This is a genomic window from Pseudomonas sp. C7.1 (genome assembly GCF_056312395.1).
In genome coordinates this window covers 465,673-476,599 of sequence record NZ_JBWDTL010000003.1, presented here as the reverse complement: position 1 = coordinate 476,599, position 10,927 = coordinate 465,673, and the positions used below count along the sequence as shown (strand labels likewise).

The 10,927-nt window shown below is 59.2% G+C and carries 9 protein-coding genes; 3 read left to right on the top strand and 6 right to left on the bottom strand.

Annotated features, from left to right (window positions below):
• The first annotated feature begins 332 nt into the window (after positions 1–332).
• Entirely contained in the window at positions 333–1,412 is a 1,080-nt protein-coding gene (locus tag AC0T4W_RS05490) for an LOG family protein (RefSeq protein WP_476317143.1), read from the top strand.
• Between the two features lie 387 nt (positions 1,413–1,799).
• On the opposite strand, the gene recX is transcribed toward AC0T4W_RS05490, so the two are convergent.
• The 3 genes from recX to AC0T4W_RS05475 all read right to left on the bottom strand — a co-directional run bounded on the left by recX (position 1,800) and on the right by AC0T4W_RS05475 (position 3,928).
• Positions 1,800–2,264 (bottom strand): recombination regulator RecX, encoded by a 465-nt coding sequence (gene recX / locus AC0T4W_RS05485; protein ID WP_476317140.1) that lies wholly within the window; start codon positions 2,262–2,264, stop codon positions 1,800–1,802.
• Between the two features lie 11 nt (positions 2,265–2,275).
• Complete coding sequence (gene recA, locus AC0T4W_RS05480) at positions 2,276–3,325, bottom strand: recombinase RecA (protein ID WP_476317137.1); 1,050 nt, start codon at positions 3,323–3,325, stop codon at positions 2,276–2,278.
• Between the two features lie 90 nt (positions 3,326–3,415).
• Positions 3,416–3,928 (bottom strand): CinA family protein, encoded by a 513-nt coding sequence (locus AC0T4W_RS05475; RefSeq protein WP_476317134.1) that lies wholly within the window; start codon positions 3,926–3,928, stop codon positions 3,416–3,418.
• Positions 3,929–4,005: 77 nt separating this feature from the next.
• On the opposite strand from AC0T4W_RS05475, the gene mutS reads away from it, so the two are divergent.
• Positions 4,006–6,579 (top strand): DNA mismatch repair protein MutS, encoded by a 2,574-nt coding sequence (mutS, locus tag AC0T4W_RS05470; protein ID WP_476317131.1) that lies wholly within the window; start codon positions 4,006–4,008, stop codon positions 6,577–6,579.
• A gap of 139 nt (positions 6,580–6,718) precedes the next feature.
• A complete protein-coding gene (fdxA, locus tag AC0T4W_RS05465; protein ID WP_090248347.1) occupies positions 6,719–7,042 on the top strand; it encodes a ferredoxin FdxA in 324 nt (107 codons plus the stop codon).
• A gap of 222 nt (positions 7,043–7,264) precedes the next feature.
• On the opposite strand, the gene AC0T4W_RS05460 is transcribed toward fdxA, so the two are convergent.
• From AC0T4W_RS05460 to AC0T4W_RS05450, 3 genes are all read right to left on the bottom strand, one after another.
• Positions 7,265–8,026 (bottom strand): carbon-nitrogen hydrolase family protein, encoded by a 762-nt coding sequence (locus AC0T4W_RS05460; RefSeq protein WP_476317126.1) that lies wholly within the window; start codon positions 8,024–8,026, stop codon positions 7,265–7,267.
• A 147-nt stretch (positions 8,027–8,173) separates the two neighbouring features.
• The gene (locus tag AC0T4W_RS05455; RefSeq protein ID WP_476317123.1) at positions 8,174–8,653 is read right to left on the bottom strand and encodes a GNAT family N-acetyltransferase; all 480 of its coding nucleotides are present in this window, start codon (positions 8,651–8,653) and stop codon (positions 8,174–8,176) included.
• A gap of 197 nt (positions 8,654–8,850) precedes the next feature.
• Complete coding sequence (locus AC0T4W_RS05450) at positions 8,851–10,890, bottom strand: LTA synthase family protein (protein WP_476317120.1); 2,040 nt, start codon at positions 10,888–10,890, stop codon at positions 8,851–8,853.
• Positions 10,891–10,927: the final 37 nt, after the last annotated feature.

Below are 10,927 nucleotides of genomic sequence, written 5' to 3'. Positions count from 1 at the left end.
GATGCTGACCTGTATCACCCTCCCTGTTGCTTGATAGGACAGTCTTAAGCGCCACCCATTCAACTCGCTCAAGGATTAGCTATACCCAGCTCAACTTCCTCGGCGCAATTCAACAAGTCACCGGTTCCTGCTACCTGATCGAAAGCCGTGACGGCGCACGGATATGTGTCGATGAACCCGGCGAGCAAATCGCCCTCTGATGCAGTCCTGGCATAGGCCATCGGTTATCGTGCAGGAGCATGCGCCGCACAAACCATCGGTCACAGCCATACTCAGGACAAGGCCGACGCAACAGTACGCCGCCTCGGCCGGCAACCAGAAGGAGAAGTTGTATGCCCTATGAATCGGACGATTTTCTGTCCCGGCATTTTCAAACCAGCGGCATAGACCTGACCAGCAAAGTGGCAGAACTGGGCATCCTAGCCGCACCGCCCGACAGCCCCAACACCAAGCTCTACCAGGCCATGCTCGGTACGGTTGTGCGCATGGCACAGGCCGATCGCAATCGCTGGGATGCCAAAATCATGCTGCAGACCCTGCGCGAATTGGAGCAAGCCTTCAGTGCGCTGGAACAGTTCAAGCGGCGACGCAAGGTGACCGTGTTCGGCTCGGCGCGCACCCCGGCCAACCACCCGGTGTACAACCTGGCCCGCGACCTGGGCGCAACCCTGGCCAAACACAACCTGATGGTTATCACCGGTGCCGGTGGCGGCATTATGGCAGCCGCCCACGAAGGTGCCGGCCTGGAAAACAGCCTGGGGTTCAATATCACCCTGCCCTTTGAACAGGGCGCAAATGCCACCGTACAAGGCAGCAGCAACTTGCTGTCGTTCCATTTCTTCTTTCTGCGCAAGCTGTTCTTCGTCAAGGAAGCTGACGGCCTGGTGCTCTGTCCGGGAGGCTTCGGCACCCTGGACGAAGCGCTGGAAGTACTAACCCTGATCCAGACCGGCAAAAGCCCGCTGGTGCCCGTGGTATTGCTTGACCAGCCTGGCGGCACTTTCTGGGCTAGCGCCCTGACCTTTCTGCAGGAACAGCTGCAAGACAATGGCTATATCCTGCCCAGCGATATGCGCCTGATGCGTTTAGTACATAGCGCCGAAGATGCCGCAGAAGAAATTGCCCAGTTCTACCGCAACTACCACTCCAGCCGTTGGCTCAAGGAGCGCTACGTTATCCGCCTTAACCATGCGCTGAACGAGGCAGCCATGCAGCAGCTGAACCATGAGTTCCGCGGCCTGTGCACGCACGGCGACTTCCAGCAACAAGCGCACTGCGACTCCGAGCAGGACGAACCGGAGCTCTGCCATATGACGCGCCTAGCCTTCGCCTTTAACGGCCGCAACCACGGCCGCTTGCGCGAATTGCTCGACCTGGTCAACCAGCCGCACAACTGGGCAGAAAACGCCTGACCTGCCGCCCAGCCGATAGCCTTGCTTACGGGCTATCGGCAATCTCGGCTCAGTTGGCTAACAAGAAAAAATCAGCCACACGCATTTCAGTACCGAAGGCATTTGCTTGCAGTACTGCCGCATCATCGGCGTGTGGGAGATGCCCCGTCGTCCAGACGCCGCGCTGTCGCGCAGCAAACTGGGGGCAATTGCGTCTATCGGCTTGTAGGTGCCTGTAGGAGCGGGCCATGCCCGCGAAACGCATCGCGGGCATGGCCCGCTCCTACAGGTCTTTGTGCGAATTTAATTTCTTGATATAAAACAAAGAGTTATTTTTTTGATGAGAGTAGGTAACGGGGAGAACGGAGGGAGTTGATACAAACTGGTCGGCGAACAGCAAGCTTCGGCCTAATCGTCAAACGCACCGCGTAACAAGCGTCCGATCAGCTCAGGCGGATAACCCCGATAACTAAGAAAGCGGCTCTGCTGGGCACGCTCACGGGCATCACAAGGCAGCTCACCGGCAAACTTGCGCTGCCAGGTGTCCTGCAGATGTTCATGCCAGTCGATACCACTGTCGCGCAGGGCCTGCTCGACATCACTACGGGCCAGGCCGCGCCGGGTCAACTCTTCACGAATACGCAACGGCCCATAGCCGGCACGCGCACGATAGCTGACAAAGGCCTCCAGATAGCGCGCTTCTGACAGCAAGCCTTCTTCAGCCAGGCGATCAAGAGCGGCCTCGATCAACTCATCTGCCGCCCCGCGACTGCGCAACTTGCGGGTCAACTCGACGCGGCCATGTTCGCGCCGCGCCAACAGATCCATGGCCGCCCGTCGCACCGCGACGGGGTTATCCAGAGCAATGGACATAGGTAGACAGATCAGGCGTCGGCATCAGCCAGATCATCAGCAGTGGCGCCCGAGTTGGCCTTGACCGTCGGACTGACTACCAGCAACTTCTCACGGATCAAGCCTTCAATGGTGCGTGCCACTTCTGGGTTGTCTTCCAGGTACTTGGCCGAGTTAGCCTTACCCTGACCAATCTTGCTGCCCTGGTAGCTGTACCAGGCGCCGGACTTCTCCAGCAGACCGTGCTGCACGCCGAGATCGATGATCTCACCATTACGGTAGATGCCCTTGCCGTAAAGAATCTGGAACTCGGCCTGACGGAACGGTGGCGCGACCTTGTTCTTCACTACCTTAACGCGGGTTTCACTACCCACTACTTCATCGCCTTCTTTCACCGCGCCGGTACGGCGGATGTCCAAGCGAACCGAAGCATAGAATTTCAGGGCGTTACCACCGGTAGTGGTTTCCGGGCTGCCAAACATCACGCCGATCTTCATGCGGATCTGGTTGATAAAGATCACCAGGCAGTTGGCGTTCTTGATGTTGCCGGTGATTTTGCGCAGCGCTTGGCTCATCAGGCGGGCCTGCAGGCCAACGTGCATGTCGCCCATTTCGCCTTCGATTTCCGCCTTCGGCACCAGGGCAGCCACGGAATCGATCACGATCACGTCGATGGCGTTGGAGCGTACCAACATGTCGGTGATTTCCAGGGCCTGCTCACCGGTATCCGGCTGCGAAACCAGCAAATCGTCAACGTTGACGCCCAGCTTGCCAGCGTACTCAGGGTCGAGCGCATGCTCGGCATCGACGAAAGCGCAGGTGGCGCCGAGTTTCTGGGCTTCGGCGATCACCGACAGAGTCAGGGTGGTTTTACCGGAAGACTCAGGGCCGTAGATTTCAACGATACGACCTTTCGGCAGACCGCCAATACCCAGCGCGATATCCAGACCTAGCGAGCCAGTGGAGATGGCCGGAATCGCCTGGCGATCTTGATCGCCCATGCGCATGACCGCACCTTTGCCGAACTGCTTTTCAATCTGGCCCAAGGCTGCCGCCAAAGCGCGCTTCTTATTCTCGTCCATTTAAGTCCTCACGTAATCAAGAAGGGCCAGCTAGCGGCCACCAACAACTGTATAAGTAGACAGTATTATTCCACAGGGCAAGTCGCCCGCCTACCCCGCGTTTGGATTTTCTTGCGTAAGTAGGCGCAATAGCCCAGCCAGTGCGGCCTCGACCGTTTGTCGGCGAACTTCGCTGCGATCCCCGGCAAACTGCCGGCGCACGCTGAATAGTTGCTCACCATCGCCCCAAGCCAGCCAGACCGTGCCCACCGGTTTCTCCGGCGAACCACCATCGGGGCCTGCCACACCACTGACCGCCACCGCATAACGCGCACGGCTATGGGCTTGGGCACCACGCACCATGGCCTCGACCACCTCCTGACTCACCGCACCGACCGTGGCGAACAGCGCCTCAGGCACGCCCAGCTGTTTAGTCTTCTGCGCATTGGAGTAAGTGACATAACCGACTTCAAACCAGGCCGAGCTACCGGGAATGCGGGTAATCGCCTCGGCAATACCGCCACCGGTGCAGGATTCGGCTGTCGTCACCTGGGCCTTGGCGGCAATCAGCTGCGCACCCAATTCGGCAGCCAGTTGGGTCAGGACATATTCATTCGCAGTCATCTGCACTCCGGGGTGAAACCGACGAGGTGGATACCCTACACTAGGCGCTTTTGCGATTCAGCCGGACAGTTAAAACGATGAGCCAAAGCGACCTCAGTTCTCACACGCCGATGATGCAGCAGTACTGGAAGCTGAAAAATCAGCACCCGGAACAGCTGATGTTTTACCGCATGGGCGACTTCTACGAGATCTTCTACGAGGACGCGAAAAAAGCCGCCAAGCTGCTGGATATCACCCTGACGGCTCGCGGCCAGTCCGCCGGCCAGGCCATCCCCATGTGCGGGATTCCCTACCACTCGCTGGAGGGCTACCTGGCCAAGCTGGTCAAGCTCGGCGAGTCGGTAGTGATCTGCGAACAGATCGGCGATCCGGCCACCAGCAAAGGCCCGGTGGAACGCCAGGTGGTACGCATCATCACCCCTGGCACCGTCAGCGACGAGGCCCTGCTCGACGAGCGGCGCGACAACCTGCTGGCGGCGGTGCTCGGTGATGAGCGCCTGTTCGGCCTGGCCGTACTGGATATCACCAGCGGTCGCTTCAGCGTGCTGGAGATCCAAGGCTGGGAAAACCTGCTGGCCGAGCTGGAACGCCTGAATCCGGTTGAACTGTTGATCCCCGATGATTGGCCGCAAGGTTTGCCCGCCGAAAAACGTCGTGGCACGCACCGCCGCGCGCCCTGGGACTTCGAACGCGACACCGCGCACAAGAGTCTGTGTCAGCAGTTCGCTACCCAGGATCTGAAAGGCTTCGGCTGCGAAAACCTGACCCTGGCCATCGGCGCCGCCGGCTGCCTGTTGGCCTACGCAAAAGAAACCCAGCGCACCGCACTGCCGCACCTGCGCAGCCTGCGCCACGAACGCCTGGACGACACGGTGATTCTCGACGGGGCCAGCCGCCGCAACCTGGAGCTGGACATCAACCTGGCCGGTGGACGCGAGAACACCCTGCAATCGGTGGTTGATCGCTGCCAGACCGCCATGGGCAGCCGCCTGCTTAGCCGTTGGCTGAATCGCCCGTTGCGTGACCAGGCCATTCTGGAAGCACGCCAAGAGTCGATTGCCTGCCTGCTGGAACGCTATCGCTTCGAAACCCTGCAGCCACAGCTGAAGGAAATCGGCGACCTGGAGCGTATCCTCGCCCGTATCGGCCTGCGTAATGCGCGCCCGCGTGATCTGGCGCGCCTGCGCGATGCCCTGGCCGCATTGCCCACGCTGCAGATGGCCATGACCAACCTGGAGGCGCCGCACCTGAGCGATCTGGCGGGCGTCGTCAGCACCTACCCGGAACTGGCCGAGCTGCTGGCCCGGGCGATTATCGACAACCCGCCGGCGGTGATCCGCGATGGCGGCGTGCTGAAAACTGGTTACGACGCCGAACTGGATGAGCTGCAATCGCTTAGCGAGAACGCCGGCCAGTACCTGATGGACCTGGAAACCCGCGAGAAAGCCCGCACCGGCCTGGCCAACCTCAAGGTCGGCTACAACCGTGTACACGGCTACTTTATCGAACTGCCGAGCAAACAGGCCGAATCCGCTCCGGCCGACTATATCCGCCGCCAGACCCTGAAAGGCGCCGAGCGCTTTATCACGCCCGAGCTGAAAGAGTTTGAAGACAAAGCGCTGTCCGCCAAGAGCCGTGCCTTGGCCCGCGAGAAGATGCTCTATGACGAGCTGCTCGAACGCCTGATAGGCCACCTCGGTCCGTTGCAAGACAGCGCCGCCGCCCTGGCCGAGCTAGACGTGCTGAGCAACCTGGCTGAGCGCGCACTAAATCTGGATCTCAATCGCCCACGTTTTGTAGATGAGCCCTGCATGCGCATCGACCAAGGCCGTCACCCGGTGGTCGAGCAGGTACTGACCACGCCGTTCGTGGCCAACGACCTGAGCCTGGACGATGACACGCGCATGCTGATCATCACAGGGCCGAACATGGGTGGTAAATCCACCTACATGCGGCAAACCGCGCTGATCGTGCTACTGGCCCATATCGGCAGCTTCGTGCCGGCGAAAAGCTGCGAGCTGTCGCTGGTCGATCGCATTTTTACCCGCATCGGCTCCAGCGATGACCTGGCCGGTGGCCGCTCGACCTTTATGGTGGAGATGAGCGAGACCGCGAATATCCTGCACAACGCCACAGAGCGCAGCCTGGTGCTGATGGATGAAGTGGGTCGTGGCACCAGCACCTTCGACGGCCTGTCCCTGGCCTGGGCCGCCGCCGAGCAACTGGCCAAACTGCGCGCCTACACCTTGTTTGCCACCCACTATTTCGAGCTGACCGTGCTACCGGAAAGCCAGCCCATCGTGGCCAACGTGCATTTGAATGCCACCGAGCACAATGAACGCATTGTGTTTTTGCACCATGTATTACCCGGTCCGGCCAGCCAAAGCTACGGTTTGGCTGTGGCGCAGCTGGCGGGGGTGCCGAATGAGGTTATCCTGCGTGCCCGCGAGCACCTGGCGCGCCTGGAAACCACCAGCCTACCCCACGAACTGCCGCCAGCGCAGCCCGGACAGGCAGCCGCACCGATGCAAAGCGATATGTTCGCCAGCCTGCCGCACCCGCTGCAGGAGGAATTACGCAAGATCAACCCGGATGATCTGACTCCGCGTAAAGCGCTGGAACTGTTATATACATGGAAGACACGCTTCTAACGTTTAGTCGCGCGAACTGTTAGAATCGCGCGCATTTTTACCATTGCCCGACTTAAAGCCTGAGCCGTGGCCACTACCCCTAGCCTGCTTAAAACCCGCATAGAACGGGGCAGGCTGGCGCCCGAGGAGAGAATCAGAAATGACCTTCGTCGTTACCGACAACTGCGTCAAATGCAAATACACCGACTGCGTAGAAGTCTGCCCGGTGGACTGCTTCTACGAAGGCCCGAACTTCCTGGTGATCCACCCGGACGAGTGCATCGACTGCGCACTCTGCGAGCCTGAATGCCCTGCACAAGCCATCTTCTCCGAAGATGAGGTGCCGGAAGATCAGCAGGAATATATCGAACTGAACGCCGACCTGGCTGAAGTCTGGCCAAATATCACCGAGAAGAAAGAGTCCCTACCGGACGCTGAAGAGTGGGATGGCGTGAAGGACAAGCTGCAGTATCTGGAGCGCTAGTACCAAGCTCACCGCACCGCAGACCCAAAACCCGCCTTGTGCGGGTTTTTACTTTTATGCAGGCCCGAAACCCGAAACTGCCTCGAACAATGTTCAACGTCGCCTAGGGTGGCTGCCTGGGATGGCGGACACAGCAAAGGAAAAAAGGACGGATTTATTTATAAGCCAGAAGCTGCAGCCTATAAGGTTTCTACGAAACACCTCGGTGTTTTAACCGAAAGATCACAGCGTATATGAGCACTCCACGATCTGCCCCTGCCAGGCCCCTTGTCGACGGCGTACAATTACGAGGCAATCGCCTGTACCAGCTGCGCTCACGACCAGTTGGCCGCCTGGGGCCCAGAACGCGCTACGCCCTGCGCAGGCCCAGCCACCGGTGGGGCCTCCATGATTGGCCATCAAGACCCCTAGCGAATGTTCCTGGGCGTAGCCTTTCAGCAGCCGACTGTCGTGTGGGTAGCCGTTATCGCTGATCAGCACGCTGGCAGCGTATACACCGGCGCCTGCTTTGGCGGCGGTTCGCGCATGGCTGGCGTGTGCAAAATCAGCGCAGACCGATAGCGCTATTTGCTCAGCCCCGATGTTCAAAAACGCACCTCCATCTCCCGCGCTAAACACAGCCTCTTCGCCGGGGTGCAAATGCTGCTTGGTATACACGGCCTGCGAACCATCAGCGGCGAAAACAAGCGCTCCAATCAAGATCGCTTCGCTACCAGGGCGGCACAGCGGCAGGCCAACTACAGTGGTCATTTGCAACTGCTGCGCCAGATCACGCAGAGGCTGCAGAATTTCAGCATCTGGCTTTTGGGCTAGTTCACGCGCGAAAGTTGGCTCGTAGCCAGTCAGGGACAATTCCGGAAACAACAGAAATTCAACACCCTGCTTGGCGGCAAGGCGCATGAACTGTGCATGGCGATCAATGTTGACGCTGAGGCTGCCTGCTACTGAGCAATATTGAGCAGCGCAAATATTGAGGTTTGTCATATGTATTCACGTCATGGACAGTTGCGATGGGAGCGCATGGACTCTAGCTGGTTCGGTGTACCGCTTCGCGCAACATAACAAAGCAGTACAACAGATGAAGGCTTGACGATGCATACCGACGGCCCAGCCAGCAGGGAACGCTGTAAATCAGCTCTGAATCCAGAGCATCGTCTGAACCGTAATATGCGGATGACTATCGAGCGGCTCCCATTCATCCAGGAAAGCAAAACCCTGCTTCAGATAGAAATTCGCGGCTCTTGCACTGTCGGTGGATACTTCCAGGTAGACGCGATCAAAGCCTTTCTCCGTCGCGCGATTTTTCACTGCTTCTACCAACCGAGTGGCTACACCAGAGCCTCGTGCAGCCGGTGCAACCCACATTCCAATCAGGCTAAAGCGCTGCGCGCCACTGACTACAGCACCCACCATGGCGACAGGTCGGTCTTGCTCGAAGGCCAGCCAGAACTCTGTTCCGGCCGATGAGGCCCTGTCTTTCCACTGTTCGTCACTGTATGCGGCGGCGGTTTGATAACTCACGGCAAACGCCGTAGGCGCGTCCAAAAGCGCGGCAAGTCGGACTTGCTTTAATAGCGCCCAGTCTTTTGTTTGCGTTGATCGAATGTCCATGATCTTCCCTGGAAAATTAACGTCACCTCAACCCCTCACGAGCGTTTCGAGGGCGCAACCAAACTCGCTTAGCGCAATGGACGCCCTACGCCCACGCCCCAGCGGCCAACACAAAAAACGGGACTGGCGCGCAAGGCGTCAATCCCGTTTGTATGCAGTAATCAACCGCCACACCGGGCAGTGCGCCCGGCGTTTGCTCAGTCTTTTCGGACGTTCTGGTAAAGCATCAGACGCGATGTTTCATGCAGCCCACGGGTCAGCTCGCTCAAACGACGAAACTCTTCTGGGTGCTGGTCGGCAACGTTCTCTAGCGGTTCCATCGAGGCCAGGTCATGCAAGGTCGGCTCGCTGCCGTCGTGTTGCATTTGCAGGAGGAAGTCTTTGGTCACGCCCCCGATCAGCGGGAAGGTGCCCTCGCGCAATACCAGCGGCACCACGCGCTCGCCTTCCGGTGCTGGCTGCTGAATGTCACGGCCCAGCGCGCCGTTACGAAACTCCATGCCGGCCATGCCGAGCACGCTGGGCAGCAGGTCGACCAAGCCCACGGCTTCTTCGATCACCCTTGGTTCCAGCAGTTTGGGTGCATGGATCAGCAGCGGCACATGGTTACTTTCCAGCCCAAGCTTCTCGAATGCCGGCGGCATGTGGGGGATCTGGCTGATGCGGGTGTTGTGGTCGCCAAACATGACGAAGATGGTGTTGTCGTACCAACCGCCCTCTTTGGCGATCTCCATCAGACGACCGATATTGAAGTCCAGCAGGCGTACTGCGTTGTATTGCTCAACGCTGCGCGAGCCGGCGTTCTGCACGGTTTCCAGCGGCAGATCGAGCACCTCAAAACCGTCGTTCTGTTTAGGGATGGTAAAGGGGCGATGGTTGCCCGCCGTCTGGATATAGGCGAAGAAGGGTTTGCCAGCGGCTTGCTGACGCAGGATGCGGTCGCTTTCCTTGAACAGGTCAAGATCCGAAACGCCCCAAACGTCCACCATGGGCGAGGTCCAATGACGCTCCTCAAGCAGCTGCACGTTGTCGATGCTCTGACGAATCAGGGCGTTCATATTCGCCCAGCCGGAATTGCCACCGATCATGTAAAACTTTTCATAGCCCGGCAGCGCATTGATCAGCGTGTGTTGGCGCGTGATCAACGGATTGCGCGTCGAGGTCTCAGCGCGGGAAACATCAGGCACACCGGAGATACTGGCCCAGACGGTTTTCGCCGTGCCGGTAACCGGCACATAGAAGTTCTTGAAGAACCAGCTCTGCTTGGCCAACCGATCAATATTCGGCGTTGGGTTCAGCGGGTTGCCGTAAGCACCCACGGCGCTGGTGCCGAGGGATTCGAGCATCACGAACACCACATTCGGCGGCGGGCTACCGGCAATGGCATAGGGTTGGGGTGCCTGTTCGCGATTGAAATTCAGGCTCTGCGCATCGGGCTGATCGACACCCAGGTAGCGGCTGACGACATCGTAATGCGCCGCAACCTGCTCGCGGTCGTAAGGCTCGTTGGGCACCCGCAAGGTGTCGTAGAGGAAGATCACCGGATTCAGGCCGAGCGCTGAAATTTGGTTGTCTCCGGAGAAGAAGGCATCGCTCCAGCGCAGGGGCACCGGGTTTTCCAGGTTGATGCTCTCGACGCGGCCGAGAATGCCAAGCAAGACCAGCACAACCATCAAGGTGCTGCCCCAGGTCAGCGAGAGGCGGCTGATCGGCTTGGCCGGGCGGTCCAGGGTCACTCGCTCCAGGCGCAGCAGTAGCCACCAAACCAGTGCGGTGGCCGCAGCCCAGCCAAGGCTGATCCACACCACCGGATAGGTCTGCCAGACCATATCGGTGGAAATCTGCGCGTCTTCAAGAAAGCGCAGCACGGTGGCATTGATACGCACACCCAGGTAGGCGTAGTGACCGAAGTCGATGATATACACCAGCAACACCGCGCCGAGCGCCAGTGCCAGGTACAGCCGCGCCAGCCAGCGAACAGCGCGCGAACGCGTCAGGTTCCATTTGGGCAACCATGCCAGCAGGGCAACGGGCAGCATCAGCAAGATGGCCAGGCGCAGGTCAAAACGCAGCCCGATACCGAGGGTTTGCTGCACTGCCTCAACCTCGCTGAGTGCGCTGGCTGCAAACCCCGAGAAGCCGATAAAAAACAACCCGCGCAATGCCGCCAGCGCTACGAACAGAATTACCACTGCACCCAACCAGTAGTGCAAGCGCCGCGAGTGAAGCCAACCCATCATCCAACCCTCAAATAATCAAACCGACAAAACAGTG

Bases quoted from the DNA above. Each gene is read 5' to 3' on its own strand.
- AC0T4W_RS05490 (WP_476317143.1), top strand. From the start codon at position 333: ATGCCCTATGAATCGGACGATTTTCTGTCCCGGCATTTTCAAACCAGC.
- recX (WP_476317140.1), bottom strand. From the start codon at position 2,264: ATGTCCATTGCTCTGGATAACCCCGTCGCGGTGCGACGGGCGGCCATG.
- recA (WP_476317137.1), bottom strand. From the start codon at position 3,325: ATGGACGAGAATAAGAAGCGCGCTTTGGCGGCAGCCTTGGGCCAGATT.
- AC0T4W_RS05475 (WP_476317134.1), bottom strand. From the start codon at position 3,928: ATGACTGCGAATGAATATGTCCTGACCCAACTGGCTGCCGAATTGGGT.
- mutS (WP_476317131.1), top strand. From the start codon at position 4,006: ATGAGCCAAAGCGACCTCAGTTCTCACACGCCGATGATGCAGCAGTAC.
- fdxA (WP_090248347.1), top strand. From the start codon at position 6,719: ATGACCTTCGTCGTTACCGACAACTGCGTCAAATGCAAATACACCGAC.
- AC0T4W_RS05460 (WP_476317126.1), bottom strand. From the start codon at position 8,026: ATGACAAACCTCAATATTTGCGCTGCTCAATATTGCTCAGTAGCAGGC.
- AC0T4W_RS05455 (WP_476317123.1), bottom strand. From the start codon at position 8,653: ATGGACATTCGATCAACGCAAACAAAAGACTGGGCGCTATTAAAGCAA.
- AC0T4W_RS05450 (WP_476317120.1), bottom strand. From the start codon at position 10,890: ATGGGTTGGCTTCACTCGCGGCGCTTGCACTACTGGTTGGGTGCAGTG.